Annotated in this window: 24 protein-coding genes and 1 riboswitch; of the genes, 16 read left to right on the top strand and 8 right to left on the bottom strand. The window is 48.9% G+C overall.

Going from position 1 to position 21,596, the window contains the following annotated elements:
• Window positions 1-76: 76 nt before the first annotated feature.
• The 3 genes from I8U21_RS10475 to I8U21_RS10465 all read left to right on the top strand — a co-directional run bounded on the left by I8U21_RS10475 (window position 77) and on the right by I8U21_RS10465 (window position 4,358).
• Window positions 77-2,635, top strand: a complete 2,559-nt coding sequence (locus I8U21_RS10475; protein ID WP_198053864.1) for a transglycosylase domain-containing protein — start codon at window positions 77-79, stop codon at window positions 2,633-2,635.
• 90 nt (window positions 2,636-2,725) lie between these two features.
• On the top strand, window positions 2,726-3,769 hold the full coding sequence (locus I8U21_RS10470) for a YkvI family membrane protein (RefSeq protein ID WP_198053863.1): 1,044 nt from the start codon (window positions 2,726-2,728) through the stop codon (window positions 3,767-3,769).
• Window positions 3,770-3,800: 31 nt separating this feature from the next.
• Window positions 3,801-4,358, top strand: a complete 558-nt coding sequence (locus tag I8U21_RS10465) for a glycerol-3-phosphate acyltransferase (protein WP_181731556.1) — start codon at window positions 3,801-3,803, stop codon at window positions 4,356-4,358.
• A gap of 6 nt (window positions 4,359-4,364) precedes the next feature.
• Here I8U21_RS10465 and I8U21_RS10460 read toward each other — a convergent pair whose 3' ends face one another.
• Window positions 4,365-5,159 (bottom strand): DUF2797 domain-containing protein, encoded by a 795-nt coding sequence (locus tag I8U21_RS10460; RefSeq protein WP_309544835.1) that lies wholly within the window; start codon window positions 5,157-5,159, stop codon window positions 4,365-4,367.
• A gap of 144 nt (window positions 5,160-5,303) precedes the next feature.
• On the opposite strand from I8U21_RS10460, the gene I8U21_RS10455 reads away from it, so the two are divergent.
• Window positions 5,304-5,495 carry a hypothetical protein gene (locus I8U21_RS10455; RefSeq protein ID WP_181731557.1) on the top strand — a complete coding sequence of 64 codons (192 nt, stop codon included), beginning with the start codon at window positions 5,304-5,306 and terminating at the stop codon, window positions 5,493-5,495.
• A 20-nt stretch (window positions 5,496-5,515) separates the two neighbouring features.
• Window positions 5,516-6,391 (top strand): SDH family Clp fold serine proteinase, encoded by an 876-nt coding sequence (locus tag I8U21_RS10450; RefSeq protein ID WP_181731558.1) that lies wholly within the window; start codon window positions 5,516-5,518, stop codon window positions 6,389-6,391.
• A gap of 249 nt (window positions 6,392-6,640) precedes the next feature.
• Here the strand turns inward: I8U21_RS10450 and I8U21_RS10445 are convergent, their stop codons facing one another.
• Both I8U21_RS10445 and I8U21_RS10440 read right to left on the bottom strand, forming a co-directional pair.
• On the bottom strand, window positions 6,641-6,961 hold the full coding sequence (locus I8U21_RS10445) for a metal-sensitive transcriptional regulator (RefSeq protein ID WP_181731559.1): 321 nt from the start codon (window positions 6,959-6,961) through the stop codon (window positions 6,641-6,643).
• Window positions 6,962-7,000: 39 nt separating this feature from the next.
• A complete protein-coding gene (locus I8U21_RS10440; protein WP_198053862.1) occupies window positions 7,001-7,855 on the bottom strand; it encodes an alpha/beta hydrolase family protein in 855 nt (284 codons plus the stop codon).
• A gap of 74 nt (window positions 7,856-7,929) precedes the next feature.
• A riboswitch (cobalamin riboswitch) is annotated at window positions 7,930-8,121 on the top strand.
• A gap of 137 nt (window positions 8,122-8,258) precedes the next feature.
• Here I8U21_RS10440 and I8U21_RS10435 point away from each other — a divergent pair.
• From I8U21_RS10435 to I8U21_RS10400, 8 genes are all read left to right on the top strand, one after another.
• Window positions 8,259-9,215 (top strand): ABC transporter substrate-binding protein, encoded by a 957-nt coding sequence (locus tag I8U21_RS10435; protein WP_181731561.1) that lies wholly within the window; start codon window positions 8,259-8,261, stop codon window positions 9,213-9,215.
• Window positions 9,212-10,237, top strand: a complete 1,026-nt coding sequence (locus I8U21_RS10430; RefSeq protein WP_181731562.1) for a FecCD family ABC transporter permease — start codon at window positions 9,212-9,214, stop codon at window positions 10,235-10,237. The genes I8U21_RS10435 and I8U21_RS10430 overlap by 4 nt, the downstream gene beginning before the upstream one ends.
• Before the next feature lie 13 nt (window positions 10,238-10,250).
• Window positions 10,251-11,051 carry a heme ABC transporter ATP-binding protein gene (locus I8U21_RS10425; protein ID WP_198053861.1) on the top strand — a complete coding sequence of 267 codons (801 nt, stop codon included), beginning with the start codon at window positions 10,251-10,253 and terminating at the stop codon, window positions 11,049-11,051.
• Complete coding sequence (locus tag I8U21_RS10420; RefSeq protein WP_181731564.1) at window positions 11,048-11,605, top strand: cob(I)yrinic acid a,c-diamide adenosyltransferase; 558 nt, start codon at window positions 11,048-11,050, stop codon at window positions 11,603-11,605. The genes I8U21_RS10425 and I8U21_RS10420 overlap by 4 nt, the downstream gene beginning before the upstream one ends.
• Window positions 11,606-11,656: 51 nt before the next feature.
• The gene (locus tag I8U21_RS10415) at window positions 11,657-12,013 is read left to right on the top strand and encodes an arsenate reductase family protein (protein ID WP_181731565.1); all 357 of its coding nucleotides are present in this window, start codon (window positions 11,657-11,659) and stop codon (window positions 12,011-12,013) included.
• 96 nt (window positions 12,014-12,109) lie between these two features.
• Window positions 12,110-12,556 carry a TlpA family protein disulfide reductase gene (locus I8U21_RS10410; RefSeq protein ID WP_232337619.1) on the top strand — a complete coding sequence of 149 codons (447 nt, stop codon included), beginning with the start codon at window positions 12,110-12,112 and terminating at the stop codon, window positions 12,554-12,556.
• Between the two features lie 16 nt (window positions 12,557-12,572).
• Window positions 12,573-12,962: a glycine cleavage system protein GcvH gene (gene gcvH / locus I8U21_RS10405; protein WP_049720543.1), complete on the top strand. Its 390-nt coding sequence runs from the start codon at window positions 12,573-12,575 to the stop codon at window positions 12,960-12,962.
• A gap of 306 nt (window positions 12,963-13,268) precedes the next feature.
• On the top strand, window positions 13,269-13,694 hold the full coding sequence (locus I8U21_RS10400; protein WP_037992978.1) for a hypothetical protein: 426 nt from the start codon (window positions 13,269-13,271) through the stop codon (window positions 13,692-13,694).
• Between the two features lie 28 nt (window positions 13,695-13,722).
• Here I8U21_RS10400 and udk read toward each other — a convergent pair whose 3' ends face one another.
• From udk to I8U21_RS10385, 3 genes are all read right to left on the bottom strand, one after another.
• Window positions 13,723-14,403: a uridine kinase gene (gene udk, locus I8U21_RS10395; RefSeq protein ID WP_181731566.1), complete on the bottom strand. Its 681-nt coding sequence runs from the start codon at window positions 14,401-14,403 to the stop codon at window positions 13,723-13,725.
• Window positions 14,404-14,531: 128 nt separating this feature from the next.
• Complete coding sequence (pckA, locus tag I8U21_RS10390; RefSeq protein WP_198053860.1) at window positions 14,532-16,109, bottom strand: phosphoenolpyruvate carboxykinase (ATP); 1,578 nt, start codon at window positions 16,107-16,109, stop codon at window positions 14,532-14,534.
• A 180-nt stretch (window positions 16,110-16,289) separates the two neighbouring features.
• A complete protein-coding gene (locus I8U21_RS10385; protein ID WP_198053859.1) occupies window positions 16,290-16,427 on the bottom strand; it encodes a hypothetical protein in 138 nt (45 codons plus the stop codon).
• A 352-nt stretch (window positions 16,428-16,779) separates the two neighbouring features.
• Between I8U21_RS10385 and I8U21_RS10380 the strand changes: the two genes are divergently transcribed.
• Window positions 16,780-17,154 carry a S1 RNA-binding domain-containing protein gene (locus I8U21_RS10380; protein WP_181731569.1) on the top strand — a complete coding sequence of 125 codons (375 nt, stop codon included), beginning with the start codon at window positions 16,780-16,782 and terminating at the stop codon, window positions 17,152-17,154.
• Window positions 17,155-17,243: 89 nt separating this feature from the next.
• Here the strand turns inward: I8U21_RS10380 and mnmM are convergent, their stop codons facing one another.
• Both mnmM and mnmL read right to left on the bottom strand, forming a co-directional pair.
• Window positions 17,244-17,816, bottom strand: coding sequence for a tRNA 5-(aminomethyl)-2-thiouridylate-methyltransferase MnmM (gene mnmM / locus I8U21_RS10375; protein WP_198053858.1), 573 nt, complete (start codon window positions 17,814-17,816; stop codon window positions 17,244-17,246).
• Window positions 17,813-18,808: a tRNA modification radical SAM protein MnmL/YtqA gene (gene mnmL, locus I8U21_RS10370; RefSeq protein WP_198053857.1), complete on the bottom strand. Its 996-nt coding sequence runs from the start codon at window positions 18,806-18,808 to the stop codon at window positions 17,813-17,815. The genes mnmM and mnmL overlap by 4 nt, the downstream gene beginning before the upstream one ends.
• A gap of 128 nt (window positions 18,809-18,936) precedes the next feature.
• On the opposite strand from mnmL, the gene I8U21_RS10365 reads away from it, so the two are divergent.
• Both I8U21_RS10365 and I8U21_RS10360 read left to right on the top strand, forming a co-directional pair.
• A complete protein-coding gene (locus I8U21_RS10365; RefSeq protein WP_181731572.1) occupies window positions 18,937-19,806 on the top strand; it encodes a Cof-type HAD-IIB family hydrolase in 870 nt (289 codons plus the stop codon).
• 90 nt (window positions 19,807-19,896) lie between these two features.
• Window positions 19,897-21,252 (top strand): hemolysin family protein, encoded by a 1,356-nt coding sequence (locus I8U21_RS10360; protein WP_198053856.1) that lies wholly within the window; start codon window positions 19,897-19,899, stop codon window positions 21,250-21,252.
• Window positions 21,253-21,596 lie beyond the last annotated feature (344 nt).

Raw genomic sequence — 21,596 nt, 5'->3', positions numbered from 1 at the left:
TTATCTATTGGTTTTCGTGCTTTTTTAAAGGTGGAAGCATGGATTGGATAGAACAATGGTTTCGGGAGGGTAATCGATGGATGATTTTCGCAGGGTGAGCATGAAAAGTGGTTATAGCCCGATGCCCCCGCGCTCACGCAGTGAACGAGTGGGTCCCCGTTCGCGTTCCCGTTCAGGTGGCGGCGGCGGACGCAAACCGCCCAAAACCGGGTGGAAGAGATTTCTTTCTTGGAAATGGCTTGTATTGGTATTGGTGACATCTTTGCTCCTGATGGTGGGCGGATGTTCAGCCATTATGTTAAGCGAAGGCACTTATGATTTGAAAAAAATCCAAAAAGAAAATATGCCATTTAGTTCCAAGCTGTATGATGCCAATGATGAAGTGATTGCCACCATTGGTACGAAACAGCGTGAGTGGGCGGATATTGAACAGTTAAAAGCAAAAAACCCGATGCTGGTCGACGCTTTTGTCAAAACGGAAGACCGTCGTTTCTATAAACATATCGGGGTTGACTTTGAAGGTTTGTCCCGGGCTGTGGTCAAAAACATCATCGCCATGGGTGCGGCCGAAGGGGCAAGTACCATCACCCAACAGGTTTGTAAAAACATTATCTTGGAAAATGCCGAAAAGACCATGACCCGGAAGATCAAGGAACTGGGTTGTGCGCTGAATCTGGAAAAGAGATACAGCAAAGATGATATTTTGGAAGCTTATTTGAACTTTATCGGGTTCGGTGGCCGGGTAGCCGGTGTGCGTCTGGCTTCCAAGGTGTATTTCGGCAAGGATCCGGTTAAAGAAAAACTGGAGCCGCAAGAAGTGGCCATGCTGGCCGGAATGCCCAAAGCGCCCAACAAGTATAATCCGCTGAAACATCCGGAAAAAGCCATCGAGCGCCGGAACGTCGTCTTGACGATGGTCATGCCGTTGGATGACGTGATGGAGCCGATGATTTCGGAAGAAGAGGCCAAAAGGCTGGCACAAAAGCCACTGGATACTTGTAAAGAGTGTGAACAAGAATATCTGAAACAAAACGAGTTTGATGCTTATAAAGATTTGGTCATTGATGAATTGGAAGAAATATACGGCTTGAATGAAGAAGATTTGGAACAACTGGGACTCAATATTTATACCGGTTTGAATTTGAAAGCCCAAAAAGCGGTGGAAGAGGCCCTGAAAGATGATTCGCTGTTTACCAATAATGAAGGAGAATCCTTGAAGGGGGCCGACGCCGGGATTACCATTATTGATCCCAAAACGGGGCTGATCCGGGCCGTGGGAGGAGGCCGTGAATACAAACCGGGATACCGGAACCGAGCGGTGGCCGATCCAGTGCAACCGGGATCGACGATCAAACCGTTGACCGTTTATTCCCCGGCGATTCAGGATCTTGGTTATAATGAATATTTCACGGTTGAAGACAAAAAGGTGGACTTTGCCGGCGACTGGAATCCGAGCAACTACTCGGGAGGTCCCAAGGGCGAGGTCAGCATGAAATACATGGTGGCCAACTCGCTGAACTTGTCGACGATTCACTTGCTGAGAGAAGTCGGACTGGAACGGGCCTATAATTACGGGCAAAAACTGGGCCTGGATTTGCAACCGGCGGATAAAGGATATGCACCGCTTGCTCTGGGAGGTTTGAACAAAGGGGTTACTTCCAAGCAAATGGCGCAAGCGTACTCCGTCTTCCCGAATAAAGGTTCTTACAAGCAGGCGTACACCATCCGGAAAGTGGTGCAAGGTGACAAAGAGTTGGAGCCCAAAAAAGAAAAAGATGAAAAAGAAACCAAAGTCTTTGATGAAAAGACCGCTTATTGGATGACCCGCATGTTGAAGAATGTCATTACCGAAGGTTCCGGTAAAAAAGCCGCCTTGCATAACGACTGGGATGTTGCCGGAAAAACCGGTACGATCCAAGGCGGGCAAGCCGGATGGTTTGTCGGGTACACCCCCAATATGGTGATGGCCGTCAACGTGTTCTATCCCCAAGGCGGACAGGACAACCCATACCTGACCGGGGGAAGCGCACCGGCGAAAATCTTCGGTTATGTGATGAACAAAGCACTGGAAGGGGAGAAACCTCAGAAATTCCAGTTTAACGCACCTGAACCGCAACCGCCGTTTGAGTTGAAACAACCTCAATTAAGTGCGTCACAACAAAGTGACGGTATTCTCTTGAAGTGGGGTGCCCAGGGAGACCGCGTCAAATTCCAAGTATGGCGTGCAGAAGAAGGGCAAGACTTCCAGATGATTAAAGAATTGCCCGGAACCGTGGGAGAATATAAAGATCCCGTGCAACCGCCGCAAGGAGGAAACTTCCTGGATAATATCTTCGGCGGAGGAGGGCAACCTGCCTCCAAAACCTACCGCTATAAAGTGGTGGCCATTGACACGGAGAAAAACGAACAAAAAGAATCCGGTGTCGTTTCCGTTACGCTGGCCCCGCAAGGGGGAGAAAAACCGGATGATGGGGAGAAACCGGAAGATCCGAATAATCCGGGCAATGGAGACGACAATAATAACTTCCCGTTCCCCGGACCCGGCAACGGCGATGACCAGGGAGATAACGGAAATAACGGAAATAACGGTGACAATGGCAACAAAGATGACAACAAAGGGGGATGGCCCTGGTAATCCAAAGACCAGCCAAGTTTTTGGCTGGTCTTTTCTTATGCCTGTGATCATAAACTAGTCCTGACAGTCGGACAAAGGAGTTAGGGTTGTATGTGGTCACTGAGGCGATGGAGTTTGGTTCTCCGGATCAGTTTTGTCTATGCGGGAACCGCGGTGGGGGCCGGATTTGCTTCCGGACAGGAAATCATGCAGTTTTTTACTTCTCATGGGAAAGACAGCATTTGGGCAGTCCTGTTTGCCGTCGGGATGTTTTCGTGGCTGGGGGTTCGCATGCTTCTTTTGGGAAGCCGGTTGGGCACCCCTTTTTATGAAGATTTCAACTGTTATTTGTTTGGCGAATATTGGGGGAAATGGATGAGCCGGTTGATCAGTCTCATGTTATTCGGCATCACAACCGCCATGTTGTCCGGCTCGGGAGCTTTGTTTGAAGAACAACTTGGCTTGTCTTTTCATCTGGGGGTCCTGGCGACGATCTTCATTGCATATGTCGTGATTTTAAGGGGAATGGACGGCATCTTGTCGGTCAATTCCCTGGTCGTTCCCATGATGCTTCTGTTTATCGGAATGGTTGCGCTTCATACCTGGAAGACAGCGGATTGGTCTTCTTATATGCCCTTTCCATTGGGGCCGTCCCGCTATCATTGGCTGGTGCCGTCCCTCATTTACGTGGCTTATAATTTGTCGTTGATGCAGGCGGTCTTGATTCCGTTGGGGGCCAAAGTGGCCGATGAGCCTGTGGTGATGGCGGGAGGGCTGTTGGGCGGCTTGGGATTGGGGTTGATGCTTTTTGCCAGCAACCTCGCCATGCAGATATATTGGACGGATGTGTCTCATCTGAAGATTCCCATGGCTTTTGTCATCAGCCGTTTGGGTGCCGGGCTCAAATACTTTTTTTTGTTGGTGATGTGGGCGGAGATTTTGACAACTCTCATCGGTAATGTATACGGGTTGACGGTCAGTTTGAAACCATGGATTCCGTACCGTCCGGCGACCGTGATGGCCGTGATCTTTGGATTGGGCTATCTGTTTTCCTTGTTCGGTTTTCCGGTGTTGATCGGGTTTTTGTACCCTTTTTTCGGTTATGCCGGGCTGATGACCCTGATCCGGTTGGCACTTTGCCGTTTGCCAGCATAAATTGTTAAAAAGCGGGGAAGGAGGGGACGGCATGCATTTTGTGTATATCGTGGCCGGCGCTTATCTGATGGGGGCTTTGCCGCTTCATCTCTGGGCTTTGGGAAAGCATCCGTTCCGGTCCCGATTGCAGCCGCGCGAATATTTTTTAATGATTGTGATCGACTTGGTAAAAGGAATGGCGGCCACCCTTTTCGGCATGGCTTTGGGAGGTTGGCCGGGAGCGTGCCTGGCGGCGGTCTTGGTTGTCGCCGGCAGCATGTATTCTGTGTTTTTGGGTTTTCAAGGGAATTACGGATTGACCGTCGCCGCGGGAGCATTGCTGATTTTGAGCCCTGTGCTGGTTTTGGTGGGAATCATTATTTATTTTTTCAGTTTGCTGTTTACCCGTTATCTGTTTTTGTCCACATTGCTTACAACCATGGCGATGATTGTTCTCGGATTGATTCTGGTGACCCATTTTTATGCCTGGCTGGTCATTTTGGTTTTGGGTAGCCTCATTCTCTTTAGGATGAAGCCGAATTGGCGGCACATCCGCCGGAATTTGGAACCGCCGTACCGGTTTAAAAAGTTCTTTCGCCGGATACATTAAAAATGCTCAAAGCGAAATGGAAATTTTGTATCCGGCATGTTTGCGCACCTGAAACACTCCGGTGTCAAAGATTAAGTATTGTGCTTTGATGCCGATCAATGTCCCGCGGAAAGCCGGTTGTTTTTTAAAGTTCAGGGAAGTGATTTTATCGGGAACTTGAAGCTGGGGATAAGTGAATTCATGAATTTCCGTCTCAGGAAGAATGTAAGGCTGGAATCGTTCCGGCAGTTTTTTGATCAGTTCTTTCCGGGTTTCATACAAATCCGCATCGTTGATTTCATTTTTCAGCATTTTGCGCCAGTTGGTTTTGTCCGTGATGAATTGGGAAAGGAAGATTTCCGCTTCGCCGGCGTCTTTGCGTGTGGCCACTTCCAAAATGGGCAATGCCTGTACCGCCCCTTGATCGATCCAGCGGTTGAACCGGTTGCTTTTTCGCGTGATGCCGACTTTGATATCGCTGGATAAAGCGAGGTAAACAATATGGGGGCACATGCAATGTTGCTCACCGAAGGCGTTGTCCCGGCAAGTTCCCTGCTGGAAATGGCACAATTCCGGCTTGACGATGCAAAGGTCATTGATCGGGAGTTTTTTAAAACAAGGAAAGCATGAGCTGTTGTTGCCGTAAAATTTTTTGGTTTTCCGACCGCAATACCGGCATCTTAACTCATCCAGAAATCGGATTTCCATTTCCCTGCCCAAATAATCGTTCAAAGGGATGACTTGGTCATCCACTTTCAGCTCATATTGTACAGGCCGGGAAGGGCGATGCTTCAGCGGCTCTAAAAATCCGGTGCATTTCACTGTAAAACTCCTTATATTTATGGAATCGACTTAATATATTAGTATAGCAAACGGGAAAGTGCCCAACAATGAAAAGTCGGGAGAATCACCGTGATCTTTCGGAAAGGGAATGCATATAGTATACTAAAAAAAAGGAGCTTGCTAATGAGACAAGGAGGGAAGCAAGCGATGTTTGACACACTCCTTCTAGCCAAAGAGAAATTGTTGCGCGAAAACAACCGGAATGATTTTGATTGCTTTGCCAAATCGGTGCAAAAGCTGAAAAGGGATATGGAGGCATTGGGGATCAAGCCGACGAAAGAAAAGTTGTACGGGCGACCCTATCAAAGCCAATAATGAAAAGAGAAGGAGATTCCATGGATCACCAACACTTTCCGAAGCAAAGTCCTCTTTACCACGCTGTCCATCGCGACCGGTACGAACGGCAGGCATTGATGAGGGAATTGGAAAAGAAGACAGGACGCCGCATTTTGGTGTACATGGCGAACCTGACACATCCGGACAGTGCCATTACCCGGGAAGATATTGCTCCGTTTTATGAGATTGTTTCTTCTTTGGAGGACCAGTGTGATGTGGATTTGATCATCGAAAGCCCCGGAGGCGATCCGAATGCGGCGGAAACATTGGTGCACACGCTGTTTTCCAAAACCAGGCATCTTCGGGTGATTGTCCCGCAGGCAGCCAAGAGTGCGGCCACCTTGATCAGCCTGGCTGCGGATGAAATCGTGATGAGCGACACATCGGAACTGGGTCCGATCGATCCTCAGGTATCGATTCCGACCGTGCTCGGTTATCAATACCGGCCCGCTCAAGCGTTCCTGAACGGACTCGAATTGATTAAAAAAGAGCATGCGAATGGACAACCTTTAAATGCAGCCTACCTCCCTTTTTTGCAGGGCGTGGATGCGGCATTGATCGACTTCTGCCATAAATCGATTGAACATTCAAAACGTTTGGCCGTCAAGTGGTTGAGCCGGTCCATGCATAAAAACAATCCGCTGAAGGCCAAGCGGATTGCCGAGACGTTGATCAACATCGACAAATATCCGAATCACGGTTCAGTCATCGGGTATGAGGAAGCCAAAGCGATCGGGTTGAAAGTGGTGTACCTGCCGGCCGGGGATGAATTCTGGCAGGGGATGTGGCGGCTTTACACGCGTTACTTGGTGTATATGCGTGAGAAAACCGCCGTGAAGCTGTTTGAAAGTCATGATGTCTCCATCATGGTTTAAAATTTTATTTTTTTCATTTTTTGTTGAAACTTTTCCGAAGCATGATCCGTTATAATAGACAGAGAAGCAAACAGACGCAGCACAAAGATGCAACAATGGATGGAGCAGGGAAACCAACTTTCCTTTCCGATTGTAAATGGATGATCTCATGTTCTCACGCGTCACTGATGGCAAGTAGAAATCCAAAACGTTTGACCCCCTTAAGCAGACAGGTTGGCGGGATCCGCCAACCTGTTTGCATTTTCACGCTTATTTCATCAACTTATTCATGGTGACAAGCAGTTCGTCAATCACTTCCATCTCCCCTTCTTGGAGACGTTCCACCACACAACTTCTCAAATGGCCTTCCAGAAGAATTTTGCCCACACTGTTTAAAGCCGATTGGATCGCTGCAATCTGATTTAACACATCATCACAGTAAGTATCATTGTCGATCATTTTTTTGACGCCACGAATTTGTCCTTCAATGCGGTTGAGCCGGGAAATCAGATTGTTTTTCACTTTGTCGGGGTGGTGGCTTTTCCGGGGTGCCCCCGCCGGGCAATCCGAAGACGGTTTCTGCGTTTGCATACCATTCACCTGCTTTTTACAATGATGCACTTGCTATCATTATACCTGTTCAGGAGACAAATGCTTCAGAAAAAAAGAGGAGGTGGCTTGAATTGCTTCTTCCAGCTGAGGAGTCATTTTTTCAAAAGGATGGACCGCACCCATGGTGTGATTGGCCCCTTCGATGAGACAGAGAGAGGCCTTGTCTGCCAAGTCAGCCATTTCTTGTGCTCCTTCCAAGAAGCCGGGGAGATCTTCGGTTCCTTGCACGATGAGCAGAGGAATATGCAGGTCGGAAAGCCGTTTTTTGATGTCAAACCGTTCCCGGTTCTGCCGGATGTCCTCGATGACTTCCCGGCGGACGGGCAAAAGTTGTCCGGTGCGTGCATTGGATACATAGCCGATACCCTTGCGCTCGATGTCGTCCATCACTTCGGGAGCAAAGAAGTCGGCCCGGTGAATGCTGTTCCAAACGGCAACCGCTTTGATCCGGTCCGGGTGATCCAAGGCATGGATCAGGCTGTTGCCTCCTCCGCGGCTGTGGCCGAAAAGTCCGATTCGTCCCGGATCGATGGCATCCGCATGCGGAAAGTCCCCTTCGCGGACCTTTTGGATCAAAAAGGTCAAATCTTCCTGTTCCCGGCTGAAGGTGTTCAATGAAAATTTCTCCAACTCCGTAAAGTTTTCCAAATCCTCGCCGATTCCATTCATGGAAAAGTTAAACGTGACGGCAACAAAGCCGGTTTCTGCCAGTTTTTCGGCCAATACGGGGAAAAACCCCCAATCCTTGAATCCTTTGAAACCGTGGCAAATGAAAAGGACCGGCGAGGGTGATTGCAGTTTCGGCAAGCGGACATCTCCGCGGATGACACGATTTTCTTTTCCCAAATCGAAAGAAAAAGATTTTTTAAGCAAAGTGTTGTCTCTCCCTTCCACTGCAGGTCTGAAAATTGAAACCCGTTTTCCTTTCTTTTATAATGATAACGAACGAAGTGAATAGAAGAAAAGGTCTTTCTCCGACAGGAGAAAGGTAATAGGGAAGACCGGTTGGAATCCGGCGCGGCCCCGCCACTGTATTTGGGGAGGACGGCTCTTGATGCCACTGTTTTCGCAAGAAAACGGGAAGGCGAGCCTGACGATGACCCATAAGCCAGGAGACCTGCCTTTTCTGTTTACTTACGTTCTCCTTCGGGGGTGAGGAGAGACGTATGCACTTGGCCCGTTGTGTGTCTCATGCCGGGCTGGTGTTTTGCATGCATGTAACTCCTGTGCCCCGTCAGCACGGGTTTTTTTATTGGCAACAGAGAGGGGTTCAAACATGAAACAATGCAAGTGGAGAGTTTTTTCCCTGGGGATCGCACTTTTGGTCCTGATCGGCGGAATCGCCGGCTGTTCTCCGCAAAACCAGGATGATTCGGCCGTGCAATACGGGCCGATGCAAGACAGAAGCGTCCATTATCCGCTGACCCTGAAAGATCAGACAGGCAATCAGGTTCAGATTGAAAAAGAGCCGAAGCGTATCGTATCCCTGATGCCGAGCAACACGGAACTTTTATTTGCGCTGGGTGCGGGAAAGCAAGTGGTCGCGGTGTCCGATCAGGATGATTATCCGGGAGAAGTCAAAAATTTGCCCAAAGTCAGTGCATTCCAAATCAATGCGGAACAAGTGGTGGCTTTAAAGCCGGATCTGGTTGTGGCAAGTTCCGGAAATGAAAAACAAGTCCTGGATCAATTGAAAAAAATGGGGATTCCCGTGTTGGTGGCCGATCCCAAAAGCACCAAAGAGATTTATGAGTCCATTGTCATCTTGTCGCAAGCAACCAATCATCTGAAAGAGGCGGACCAATTGGTTGCCAAAATGGAAAAACAATTGCGGGCGGTTTATGCCAAGGTGGCTCAAATCCCGGAAGAAAAACGGGTGAAAGTGTGGATTGAATTGGACGGCAACTTGTATACGGTCGGGGGAGACACCTTTATGCATGAATTGCTCCAATTGGCCGGCGGAAAAAACGTGGCGCAAGGGCTGAAAGGATGGCCCAAAGTTTCTCCGGAACAAGTGGTGAAATGGAATCCGGATGTGATTGTTTCGTTGCATGGCGATACCGAAGAAATCAAGAAAAGGGCAGGCTGGCAATCCATCCGTGCCATTCAGGAAGGCCGGGTTTACGCACTGGAGCCGGATTTGTTGAGCCGTCCCGGTCCGCGTGTTTACGATGGGGTCAAACAATTGGCGGAAACATTGTATCCTGACCGGTTTGGTGAGAGTGCCCGATGACGATCGGCAAAATGAAGTGGTTGTGGGGAGGAGGGCTGTTGATCGCCCTGATCCTCTCCGTTTCCCTCGGGGTTTTTCTGGGAAGCACGCATGTCGGGTTTTGGACGGTGTGGAAAGTCATTTTGCAACATACCGGCCTGATGGACGGGGTGAACATGGATGAAGCCGACGCCGCCATTATTTGGGAGTTGCGGCTTCCCCGCGTGTTGTTGGTGGGGTTGGTCGGAGCTTGTCTGGCGACGGCCGGAGTGATTTATCAGGGATTGCTCAAAAACCATTTGGCGGACCCGTATATCTTGGGGGTGTCTTCCGGTGCGGCTGTCGGAGCGGCTTTGGCCATCATCACCGGCTGGGGGAACCGGTCCGGCTGGATGCTTCCTCTTTTCGCTTTTCTGGGAGCTTGTCTGGCGCTTTTGTTGGTGCTTCAGCTGGGGAGAGGACGGGGAGCGTCGCAGGCGACGTCATTAATTCTGGCCGGTGTGGTGATCCAAGCGTTCTTCAGCGCGGTGTTGACCTTGGCCATTTCGACTTCCCCGGAGGAAATGCAGCGGATTCAATTTTGGCTGATGGGCAGTTTTGCTTTTCGTGGGTGGCAACACATCGGTTTGATGCTGCCATTTTTTCTCATCGGCTTTTTCGTTTGCTGGCGGTTTTCACGGGAACTGAATTTGATGGCGTTGGGAGAAAGATCGGCTCACCATCTTGGCGTCCATGTGGAGAAAATGCGGATTTTTTTATTGATCATCGCTTCCCTGATGACCAGTGCGGCTGTCGCCGTTTCGGGAATGATTGGTTTTGTCGGATTGGTGGTCCCTCACATCATGCGCATGTTGACGGGGGCCGATCACCGGTTTTTGCTTCCTTTGTCGGCGTTGTTCGGGGCTTCCTTTCTCATTTGGGCCGACGGGTTGTCCCGGATGGTGCTGGCCCCTCAGGAACTTCCGATTGGTGTGGTGACAGCCTTTGTGGGGGCTCCTTTTTTCGCGGGCATTTTGCGCAGACATCAGAGAAGTCAGGGATGAAAGGAGACAAACGATGTTAAAAGCGGCCGGACTGGCGAAAAAGTTGGGGCAACGCTGGGTGTTGAAAGAGATTTCTTTTCAAGTCAAACCCGGGGAAATGTTGGGCATCATCGGTCCGAATGGAAGCGGAAAAAGCACATTGCTGCGCCTTCTCACCGGGGAGGATGCTCCGGATGCCGGAAAAGTTTGGTTGGATGATCAGCCGCTCGAATCGTATCCGCTCAGAGAAAGGGCCAAAAAATGGGCGGTATTGACGCAGGAACAGGTTTCGGATCTTTCTTTCACGGCTGAAGAAGTTGTTTTCATGGGACGTTATCCCTATCGCCGCCGCTTTTTCGGACAGACCGGGGAAGACCGGATGGTGGTGGACCGGGTCATGCGGGAAACACAGGTTTATCCGGTCAGACATCGTCTGTATTCCGAATTGAGCGGAGGGGAACGGCAACGGGTATCCATCGCCCGGGTGATGTCGCAGGAGCCCCAGTTGCTGATATTGGATGAACCGACCACTTATTTGGACATTCACTATCAGCTGGCAGTGCTGGACCGGTTGAAAAACTGGCAAAAAAGGGACGGATTGACGGTGATTGTGGTCTTGCATGATTTAAACCTGGCCGCCCAATATTGTGACGCGCTTCTGGTGCTGAAAGACGGAAAGCTGGTAAGAACCGGCACGGCGAGGGAGGTGATCGAGCCCGGCCTTGTTGAAGAAGTATATGGCGTCAGGCCGGTTATCATTGATCACCCGACCCTCCATGTTCCGCAAATTCTTTTAACATCCGCCAAGGGTGTTTATCAGGAGGAGATATCGTGAAAATTTACACCCGTACGGGAGATGAAGGAAAAACCAGTGTGATCGGCGGACGTGTGGATAAAGATGACATCCGCGTGGAAGCCTATGGGACCGTCGATGAGCTGAATGCGTTTGTCGGAGATGCCATCACCCGGTTGGATGACGAAAAGTATGCCGATCTGATCGGGCATTTGACCGAAATCCAACATGAATTGTTTGATGCCGGAGCCGACCTGGCACAAGCGGGGGAAAAGCGGCAGTATAAGGTGAATGCAGAGATGGTCCGTCGCCTTGAAAACTGGATTGATCAGTATGAGAAAGAGTGCCCGGAGTTAAAACGGTTTATTTTGCCGGGAGGAACCCGGGGAGCGGCCGCATTGCACATTTGCCGCGTACTGGTGCGCCGGGCGGAACGCATGGTGGTGACGTTGTGCCGTGAACAAAAGACCAATGAGGAAGTCCGCCGCTACTTAAACCGCTTGTCCGACTTTTTCTTCGTCGCGGCAAGGGTGGCCAATGTGAGGGAAAATGTGGCGGATGTGGAATATAAAAGAGGCGGCCAAGTGTTCAAATGATTTTGTTCAGGATAGAATAAGAATAATGATGTCCAACAAGGAGAGCTGAAATTGGCACTGAAAATGTACTGGTATCCGAAATGTGGGACGTGCCGTAAGGCCAAAAAATTTTTGGAGGAACACGAAGTGCAGTTCACTGAGCAAAATATTGTCGAAAACCCTCCTTCCCGTGATGAATTGGCTCAGTTTGTTTCCATAAGCGGACAACCCGTCAAAAAGTTTTTCAACACCAGCGGCAAGAAATACCGTGAACTCGGATTGTCCAAAAAGCTGAAAGAGATGAGCGAAGAAGAGCAGTTGGATCTTCTGGCGTCGGACGGGATGCTGATTAAGCGGCCGCTTATTACCGACGGAAACCAGGTCACGGTCGGTTTTAAAGAAGAAGAGTTCAAAGAAAAATGGCTGTAAAGTGACATTGGGTCTGAAAAAAGTTTACGGGCAAGCAAGCCGGAAGGCCTGACAATCTGTCGGGCCTTTGTCCGTACGGGATGGGAGGAATGGCACATGGTCCTGCGGTTGCAGGCGGCATTGCCGGACATCGGCGGCGTCACGGAATGGGTGAATCAAAAGGTTTCAAACGACGACCTCACGGGACAACCTGTGCTTGTTCATTTCTGGTCCGTCAGTTGCGAGTTGTGCAAGATGGGGTTTAAAGAATTGAACAAACTGCGGGGAGAACATCCGCAGGTGGAATTTATAGGTATTCATGTCCCGCGTTCGGAAAAAGATACAGATGTAGACGCGGTGAAAGAAACTATCGTAAAATATGAATTGAAACATCCTCAAGGGATCGATAACAGGCACGCTGTTGTGGATGCCTTTGAGAATGAGTATGTACCGGCATTTTACTTATTCGATGCCAAAGGTCAATTAAGACACCGTTTCGGAGGCGCCAGGGCATTGTCCATGTTAAAGCGCCCGCTGGAACGGATGTCGGGAGAAATTGAATAACGGAGGGAATCGAACAATGAACGTGCCAAAAGAACTGCGGTATTCCAAAGAACATGAATGGGTGGAAACTTTGGAAGACAACAAAGTTCGCATCGGGATTACGGACTTTGCCCAAGACCAGTTAGGAGACATTGTTTTTGTGGAATTGCCTGAGGCAGGACAGGAACTGGCTGCCGAAGAATCGTTTGGCAGTGTCGAATCCGTGAAAACGGTTTCGGAACTTTATGCTCCGGTCAGCGGAAAAGTTCTTGAGGTGAACAGCGGACTGGAAGATTCGCCGGAAAATGTGAATGAATCCCCTTATGGAGACGGTTGGATGATCGTGTTGGAAATGTCCGATCCCTCCGAACTGGAGAAATTGTTGGATGCAAGCCAATATGAAGCGATGGTCAGTGAAGAAGACTGATTCTTAATGTGCCGTCACGGTCTGATTTGTCCTCCTGAAGGAAAATCTCGGTGCAAAAGAGGTTTTTTGACAGGAGGATATTTTTTTGCCTTCCGGCGGCCCGGGCGCTCCCCTTTCCCTGATCGGGAGATTTTTAAAAGTGAAGATTTTCGGTGAACAGAAAAAATTGTCATGTTTTTTCTTTGTATAAATATGTTTGGATAATAGTGATTTGTGATAAAATATATGTAAGACGCCTTATACTCTATGGAACCAAATCGCACCAGGATATGTCGCCGATCATGAGTGGGACAGGGGGGATCGCAGATGAGTTATTGTTGTGGCGCATCAACCATCGGATTTATCGGATCGTATCGTTCAGAGTCCGTCATGGTTCATAAGGTGCCACTGATGTACTGTCCGGTTTGCCATGACGTTCAAGTTCATCCATCGGTGAGAGAAGAGTTCGAGCTAGTGGTGGAGTACGCTCGGGAAGATCGCGTAAGAGAAGTCACCCTCCGAGATACCATTACCCCCGAAATGATCGCTGAATGGAAAGAATATGGCGTAAGTTTTCAAGAGTCTGAAGACTTTGAACCCATCTTGCGCGAACAAATTGATCATTCACTTGACTTGTTGAGAGTATCAAAAGTATTAAATGATAAAGAGTGGGGCGAAGAATTGAAGCATCGTCTCCACGTGTTAAGCGATCAGCTGAAAGAGCTCGAAGAGCAGAAAGAAGAAAGCAAATAAGAAATCCAGCCTAGGTCGTGTAAGCGATCTAGGCTTTTTTATTGGAAAAGGAAGGAGTCTTTTGCAAATAAGTCCGGATTTGATTGACCAAAAGATTGATGGCCACCTGATTGTGCCCTCCTTCAGGAATGATGATGTCGGCATAACGTTTGCTCGGTTCGATGAATTGCATGTGCATCGGACGCACAACGGTCAGATACTGGTTGATCACCGAATCCAGATCTCTTCCTCTTTCTTTGATGTCGCGGTCAATTCTTCTTAAAATCCGGACATCCGCATCCGTGTCAACAAAAATTTTGATATCCATCAGATTGCGCAAACGTTCATCTTCCAAAATCAAAATGCCTTCCAAGATGATGACATCTTTGGGTTCGAGATGTACGGATTCTTTTGCCCGGGTATGCCGTGCATAATCATAAACGGGTTTTTGAACCGGTTGGTAGGTTTTCAGCTGAAGGAGATGTTGATACAACAAATCGTTGTCAAAGGCCAAAGGATGGTCGTAATTGGTTTTGATGCGTTCTTCAAAAGGTAAATGGGATTGATCTTTATAATAAGAATCTTGTTCCAGATAAACCACTGATTCCGAAAACTGTTCCACCAGTTTTTTGGCAATGGTCGTTTTTCCTGAACCGGTTCCTCCTGCAACTCCGATAATGACAGGTTTTGTTGACATGACTGAGCTTCCTTTCTTTCGTCCAAGCTTCATCTTTGCTGATCATACCAATAGATTACATTGATTTCAATAGATAACAGGATATCAAAAAATATAAAATAAGCGTTTTTGTTAATAAAAAACAGCTCTTGAAAAATAAGAGCTGTTTTTAAAAGAAAAGTTCAGAGCCGGGGGCCGGCGTTGCGGATTTCATCCTTGATATGTTTAAATTTAGCGAAATGGGTGTGGAACCGACGGGCCAGTTCCTGTGCCTTTTCGTCATAAGCTTTGGGATCGTCCCAGGTGTTGCGCGGATTCAATATTTCATCCGGGACGTCCGGGCAAGTTTTGGGCATGGACAAACCAAAAACGGGATCCGTTTCATAATCCGCTTCTTTCAGTTCCCCGGAAATGGCGGCACGGACCATGGCGCGCGTATATTTCAAATCCATGCGTTTGCCGGTCCCGTAAGGCCCGCCGGTCCAGCCGGTGTTGACCAGGTAAACATCGACTTGGTGTTTGTCAATTTTTTCGCCCAACATTTCCGCGTAAACCGATGCGGGGCGGGGCAGGAACGGGGCACCGAAACATGTGGAAAAAGTGGCTTCCGGCTCCGTGACTCCCCGTTCGGTTCCGGCCAGCTTGCTCGTATAGCCGGACAAGAAATGATACATGGCTTGCTCCGGCGTCAACTTGGAAATCGGGGGCAATACGCCGAAAGCATCCGCTGTCAAAAAGAGAATGACTTTCGGGTGTCCGGCGATCCCCGGAATGACCGATCCGGAAATATGATGAATGGGATAAGCGGCGCGCGTGTTTTCGGTTAACGAAGCGTCCGCGTAATCGGGAACGCCGTCTTGATCCACCACGACATTTTCCAATACGGAGCCAAAGCGGATGGCACGGTAGATTTGCGGCTCTTTTTCTTCGGTCAGGCCGATGCATTTGGCATAGCAACCGCCTTCCATGTTAAACACCCCTTTATCGGACCAGCCGTGCTCGTCATCTCCGATCAACGAGCGTTCAGGGTCTGCGGACAACGTTGTTTTTCCGGTTCCCGACAGTCCGAAAAAGAGGGCCACATCTCCTTCCTTCCCGATGTTTGCCGAACAATGCATCGGCAGCACACCGCGTTCCGGCAACAGGTAATTCATGACACTGAAGATGGATTTTTTCATTTCCCCTGCATAACGGGTTCCCGCAATGAGCACCATTTTGTGCTCAAAGCTGACGGCAATCACCGTTTCGGACCGGGTTCCGTCCGATTTCGGGTCGGCTTTGAAGTCCGGGGCACAAATCACGGTGAATTCCGGATCGTGCGCTTCCAGTTCTTCTTTTGAAGGGCGAATGAAAAGCTGATGTACGAACAGGTTTTGCCAAGCATACTCATTGATGACCCGGATCGGCAGGCGGTAAGCAGGGTCTGCGCCGGCAAAACCGTCAAAAATGTAGAGTTCTTTTTCTGCCAGATAGGATTGTAACCGTTTTAATAAACGTTCAAACTTCTCCGGTTCCATGGGTTGATTAACGCTTCCCCAGTCGATGTGTTCAGCGACGGAAGGTTCCTGAACGATGAATTTGTCTTTGGGTGAACGTCCGGTAAAAGCCCCTGTGGTTGCGCAAATGGCGCCGGATTCCGTCAAAACGGCTTCGTTTCTCAAGATGGCGTGTTCCACCAATTGGCTGACAGGGAGGTTGATGTGCAATTTTCCCCCGAGGTGAAGAGAAGGTTCATTTTTCGTCGGGATAACCATGCTCATGTTTACATCCACCTTTTTATGAGATTCCGAATCGATTGTGATATATTAAATCATCGATTAGTATAACATAATTGCCCGGATAAGGTGAATAGGATCATTCATTTTTTTGGAAAGGAATAAAAAAAGAAGAACCCGGTGCAGGGGTTCCCCTTTTCTGAGATGGATTTGGCTGGGAAAGGTTTATTTTAAATGATGATTGTTTTCGTTTTTTAAATGTTTGGTTGCTTCCCGAACCACCCGGATCGCTTTTCTTTCTTCCGCCTGATCTTTCTTAGCCTTTTCCTCAATGATTTTCACGTCATTCACCGAATGCTGCACAAAAATAGCCTCCCAACGATAAATTCTGCGCGGCACGGGTTGTTCACGGAGGATGTCGCCGCTTCATCCCCGCCTCAGATTTGTCCAACAGAATCAGAAAGGGATTATACAATCACATATCCTTTCAAATTCCCTTATAAGAAAAATATTAAACTAAGAAACAGGTGGGAAATCAAGGGCATATTTTGCCATGTCTTGGTGTATATTTTAAAGGCAAGGGTTTGGAACCGTGGAAACAAGGAGATAAATAAAATAAGCGCATCATCGGGTGCGGAGACATTTTTACCCATTGACTTTTACGAAAATAAATGGTATTTTTGTACAGAATTAATTACACTTCGGGAGTGTTATAATGAGCGTGTTAAAGGAAGGGGCCGTCGTAGAAGGGGAAGTGATTACCACCAAACCGTTCGGCGCATTTGTCAAACTGGAATCCGGTGAAACGGGTTTGGTTCACATTTCTCAAATCTCGACAAAATATGTGGAAAAAGTTGAAGATGAGTTGCAAGTAGGTGCAAAAGTTAAAGCGAAAGTGCTTTCCATTGATCCTTCAGGAAAAATTTCCTTGTCAATAAAAGCGCTCCAGGCGGATCGTCCGCGGGATCGAAGAGGAGGACGTTCCGGTCGGAGAAGTTCGACGGACTTCGAAGACATGATGAAAAAATGGATGAAAAGCAGCGAAGAACGACTGAGTGCCCTTGCAGCCAAGCAAAGAAAAAACCGATAATGTTTCATAAATCAGCCATCAAACATCTTCCAGGAAGCCGGGAAGATGTTTTTATTATAAAAGACGGATCGCCGCGGGGATCCGTCTTTTTATGAACGTTTTTCGATCATCAGCAATGAAGGGGACCGGTCCCGGTTGACCATCTGTTGCCACATGACTTGGAAAGAACGGGGGGACAAGCCGGAAGCCCACGCAATGACGCTGCCGGCTTCTTCCTTTCCGCCCGGATGGCCGGTGTACAAAGCCGCGATCAAAAGTCCGCCGGATGTTAAAAATCGGAGGGCCTGTTGCATGGCCCTGACGGTGGTGTCGGGCCGGGTGATGATCGTTTTGTCCCCGTGCGGGAGATAGCCCAGATTAAACATCACGACCTGGACCTTTCCCAAGAGTTCTTCCGGCAACACTTCATACATTTGATCATGGCTTTTTTGGAACAATGTGACTTGATGATGCGCGTTTTCCGCCAAGAGCCGCCGGCGGGTGTTTTGGATGGCTTGCTCTTGAATATCAAAGCCGAAGACATGTCCGTCCGGCCCGACTTGCCTGGCCAAAAACAAGGTGTCATGGCCGTTTCCCGTTGTGGCATCGATGGCCGCCCCGCCGGGGGTTAATACTTCGGACGCCCATTGGTGGGCACTTTGCAAGATGGATGGAACAATCATGCTTTTCCTCCTGACTTGGATGCGGAAGCCGTCATCGGCTTGCGCGGTTTGGCTTTTTTTCCCTGCCATGCGTTGCGCCTTTTCAATTCGGCATCGATGGCATTGAGCACACTCCATTTGTTGGTGCTCCACATCGGTCCGATCAATAAGTCCGGGGGACCGTCGCCCGTCAACCGGTGAATGACGATGTCGGGAGGGAGAAGTTCCAGGGAATCGGCGATCAAACGTACATATTGATCTTTTTCCAAAAACCGGATAAGCCCGGCTTCATGTTGCTTCGCCATCGGCGTATTTTTTAATACATGCAGCAAATGGATTTTGATTCCTTGGATGTCCATGCCAGCACAAGCTTTGACGGTTTCCAGCATCATTTCTTCGGTTTCGCCCGGCAGGCCGTGAATGATATGGGCACAGACACGGATTCCGTGTTGCCTCAGTTTATCCACGGCTTCCAGGAAACAGGAGAAGTCATGCCCGCGGTTGATCCGTTTGGCCGTTTCATCATGGATGGTTTGCAACCCCAACTCCACCCACAAATAAGTCCGTTCGTTGAGTTCTTTCAGATACGCCGTCACGTCATCCGGCAGGCAGTCCGGTCGTGTTGCGATGTTTAAGCCGACAACACCTGGTTGTTTTAATATGATTTCATACATGTTCCTCAATGTTTCCACGGGGGCATAGGTGTTGGTGAAGGCCTGAAAATAGCCGAGGTATTTGGCTTCCGGCCATTTTTGATGCATCCGCGTTTTGACTTCGTGAAATTGCTTTAATAAATCATCCCGCCGGTTTCCGGCAAAGTCCCCGGAGCCGCGTGCACTGCAAAACGTGCATCCGCCGACAGCCACGGTTCCGTCCCGGTTGGGACAAGTAAATCCGCCGTCCAAGGCCACCTTAAACACTTTTTGTCCGAAAACCCGGCGCAGATGGTGGTTCCATGTGTGATATCGTTTCTCGCCCCAAAAGAAAGGGGTGTTAGATTCATGGTTTTTCATGGTATCATCCTTGTGTTTGTCTGCTGTCAAATTCCATTGACCATTATACATGATTTGGTTCAGGATGGTTAAGGGATGGCTGGTTGGGGTAAGAAATGATTTGTCAGCATCGGGAAGGAGTGGGGAACATGGTTCGAATGATTGCAACAGACATGGATGGGACGTTATTGAATCACGAAGGGAAGATCAGTCCGGAAAATCAAAAGGCGTTGCGATTGGCCCGCGAAAAAGGAATTTTGGTGGTCATTGCAACCGGGCGTTCATACCAAGGCGCCGTCAAGGTTCTTGAGGAAGCCGGTCTCCGGTTGCCTTTGATTCATTTGAACGGCGCTTGCATCCGGTCGGAAAAAGGGGAAATTCTCCGGGAGATCTCTCTGGATGCAAATCAGGTCCGGAAGCTGCATGAAGCCTTACGGGAAGTGGGGATTTATCATGAATTATACACCTCTGGCGGAATTTACTGCAATCGCGACGGATTTCAAAATCTGAAAGGGGAGCTGGACCGGCTTCAGATCGATCGTGCAAAGGTTCAGGAATGGATCCGGGATTTGGCCAAGAAACAATTTCGCACGACGGAGATTTGCGACCGGTATTATGAAGATGTGATGGAGGAAGCGAAATCCCCCGTCTATAAAGTCTTGGCTTATTCGTTGATGGAAGAAAAATTGGCCGAAGCCCGCGAAAAGGCGAAATCGGTTGCCGGGGTTTGTGTGACCAGCTCGAACGGGCAAAACATCGAAATCAATCATCCCGAAGCGCAAAAAGGGATCGCGGTGGAGTTTTTTGCCCGGCAGCACGGGATTCCGATGGAACAAGTCATGGTCCTGGGCGATCAATTCAATGATCTTTCCATGATGAAACGGGCCGGTGTCAGCGTGGCGATGGGAAATGCGGAGGAAGAAGTGAAAAAAGCCTGCCGTTATGTCACTCGCACCAATGATGAACACGGGGTGGCCTACGCGATTCAAACCTGGGCCGGCATCGAAGCGGTGGTATAGAGGGGAAAACTCTTTGTGGGCCGGAATACGGTCTCATGAAGAGTTTTTTTGCTATAATAAGAACGAGAACGCTTTAGGGGGCATTGACAATTGGAAGATCCTGACAGTTGGTGGGTGCTTGGAGTCGTTCTTTTATTGGTGCTGTTTAATTCCGTTTTTGTTGCAGCAGAGCTTATGGTGCGTCATACGCCGGCAAAGAAGAGGCTGGAAATGTCGTTGAAAAGGTTGGATATCCACCAATATGTTTCTGCCGCGCAACTCGGGATAACGGTATCCTCGCTCGGTTTGGGATGGATGGGCGGATCTTTTTTGTTTCAATGGATGGAATCCGGGCTGAACCGTTTCGGCCTGTCGGACGGAGCCGTTCAAATCATTGCTTTTTTCTTGGTCTTTTTGTTGTTGACATTGTTGCACGCGGTTTTTGGCGAGATCTTGCCGAAGCTTTTTGCCCTTTCCAAACCGGAAAATGTGATGCGTTTTTTGACGCCGTGGGTGCTTGGCTGTTACCATGTTTTTCGTCCGGTTGTCCAAATTTTGCGGCAATTGACCGTTTTCCTCTCGCGGAAACTGGGGATGGATGCCGGTGAACAAAGGGTTCAATCGGAAAAAGAGATCCGCCGGTCGCTGGAGCAAAGCTATCAACATGGGGAGATCGATCCAACTGCTTTTGCCCTGGTGGATAATGTCTTTGCATTGGTTGACCGTGTCGTGAGGGAAGTGATGGTTCCCCGGGTGGAAATGGTTTGCCTGTATCAAGGGAAATCGGAACGGGAGATGTTTCAGACCATCCGACAGTCAAGCCACACGTGGTTTCCTTATTGCGGGAAAGACAAAGATGAGATTCTCGGCGTGATCCATATCAAAGACGTGTTTGAAAAGATGAGGGAAGGCGATGGTTTTTCCATCAGGGATTTGGTTCGTCCGGCGATGTTTGTGCCCGAGACGATGGAGCTCAAAGCCGTGCTTCGCCGTTTTCGGCAGGAGAACACCGGGCTGGCAGTGGTCATCGACGAATTCGGCGGAACCTCCGGGCTGGTCACGATGGAAGACATTGTGAATGAGATGCTGAAAGAGATTCCCCGTCCGTTGCCCGAAGAAAAGCAACCGCTGTCTGATTCCATCAAGATGGAGATCGACCCGGGATGGTTGATTGACGAGGTGAATCAGGTTTTTCATTGTCATATTCAGGACGATCACAATGACACCATCGGCGGATGGCTTTTCTCCCGGTTGGAGAAAGCGCCGGAAGTCGGAGATCAAGTCGCCTTTTCCCATTTGTTGTTCCGGGTGAAACAAGTGGATCATTTGCGGATCAGCAAAATAGAAGTGTCACTGGATCAAAGGCATGCATGGGCACCGGAAGCAGGGCGGGCCGGGGAATTCCGTTTTTCGGAACCGGTTCCCCCGAAATGGGAAAATGTCATGCCGCGATTTTCGGAACACTAAAAGGCCTGGATCCATTTCCAGGCCTTTTGGTGTTGTTTTTTGTATGTATATATGACGGGCTGAGATGAATTGCCGTGATTTCTGTGTGATCAAGAGGCTTGGCTGATGGGCGGGTCCGCTTCCAAAAATGTGCACATGAAACGTCACCTCTTCATTTAAAAATTAAATGGATAATCATGCGGGGAAACAAAAATCCTTCTATAAAATGTACCATTTTTTAATTTAATTATAAAGGAATTAATTTCTTAAATATTTAATTTCATCAATTGTTTTTTTGATGAACAGGTGATGATTCCCGGATTGTGCATGGAGCGTGTTTGCCAATGGGTAAGATAAGGAAAGTA

Source organism: Thermoactinomyces sp. CICC 23799 (assembly GCF_016055145.1).
Lineage (GTDB): Bacteria > Bacillota > Bacilli > Thermoactinomycetales > Thermoactinomycetaceae > Thermoactinomyces > Thermoactinomyces intermedius.
This window is presented reverse-complemented; position numbering and strand designations above follow the sequence as displayed.

Excerpts from the sequence above, each read along its gene's own strand:
- I8U21_RS10465 (WP_181731556.1), top strand. The coding sequence starts at position 3,801 with ATGCATTTTGTGTATATCGTGGCCGGCGCTTATCTGATGGGGGCTTTG.
- I8U21_RS10430 (WP_181731562.1), top strand. The coding sequence starts at position 9,212 with ATGACGATCGGCAAAATGAAGTGGTTGTGGGGAGGAGGGCTGTTGATC.
- mnmM (WP_198053858.1), bottom strand. The coding sequence starts at position 17,816 with ATGATTGTTCCATCCATCTTGCAAAGTGCCCACCAATGGGCGTCCGAA.
- I8U21_RS10365 (WP_181731572.1), top strand. The coding sequence starts at position 18,937 with ATGGTTCGAATGATTGCAACAGACATGGATGGGACGTTATTGAATCAC.
- gcvH (WP_049720543.1), top strand. The coding sequence starts at position 12,573 with ATGAACGTGCCAAAAGAACTGCGGTATTCCAAAGAACATGAATGGGTG.
- pckA (WP_198053860.1), bottom strand. The coding sequence starts at position 16,109 with ATGAGCATGGTTATCCCGACGAAAAATGAACCTTCTCTTCACCTCGGG.
- I8U21_RS10435 (WP_181731561.1), top strand. The coding sequence starts at position 8,259 with ATGAAACAATGCAAGTGGAGAGTTTTTTCCCTGGGGATCGCACTTTTG.
- I8U21_RS10470 (WP_198053863.1), top strand. The coding sequence starts at position 2,726 with ATGTGGTCACTGAGGCGATGGAGTTTGGTTCTCCGGATCAGTTTTGTC.
- udk (WP_181731566.1), bottom strand. The coding sequence starts at position 14,403 with ATGAAGCTTGGACGAAAGAAAGGAAGCTCAGTCATGTCAACAAAACCT.
- I8U21_RS10380 (WP_181731569.1), top strand. The coding sequence starts at position 16,780 with ATGAGCGTGTTAAAGGAAGGGGCCGTCGTAGAAGGGGAAGTGATTACC.
- I8U21_RS10450 (WP_181731558.1), top strand. The coding sequence starts at position 5,516 with ATGGATCACCAACACTTTCCGAAGCAAAGTCCTCTTTACCACGCTGTC.
- I8U21_RS10445 (WP_181731559.1), bottom strand. The coding sequence starts at position 6,961 with ATGCAAACGCAGAAACCGTCTTCGGATTGCCCGGCGGGGGCACCCCGG.
- mnmL (WP_198053857.1), bottom strand. The coding sequence starts at position 18,808 with ATGAAAAACCATGAATCTAACACCCCTTTCTTTTGGGGCGAGAAACGA.
- I8U21_RS10475 (WP_198053864.1), top strand. The coding sequence starts at position 77 with ATGGATGATTTTCGCAGGGTGAGCATGAAAAGTGGTTATAGCCCGATG.
- I8U21_RS10410 (WP_232337619.1), top strand. The coding sequence starts at position 12,110 with ATGGTCCTGCGGTTGCAGGCGGCATTGCCGGACATCGGCGGCGTCACG.
- I8U21_RS10400 (WP_037992978.1), top strand. The coding sequence starts at position 13,269 with ATGAGTTATTGTTGTGGCGCATCAACCATCGGATTTATCGGATCGTAT.
- I8U21_RS10425 (WP_198053861.1), top strand. The coding sequence starts at position 10,251 with ATGTTAAAAGCGGCCGGACTGGCGAAAAAGTTGGGGCAACGCTGGGTG.
- I8U21_RS10455 (WP_181731557.1), top strand. The coding sequence starts at position 5,304 with ATGAGACAAGGAGGGAAGCAAGCGATGTTTGACACACTCCTTCTAGCC.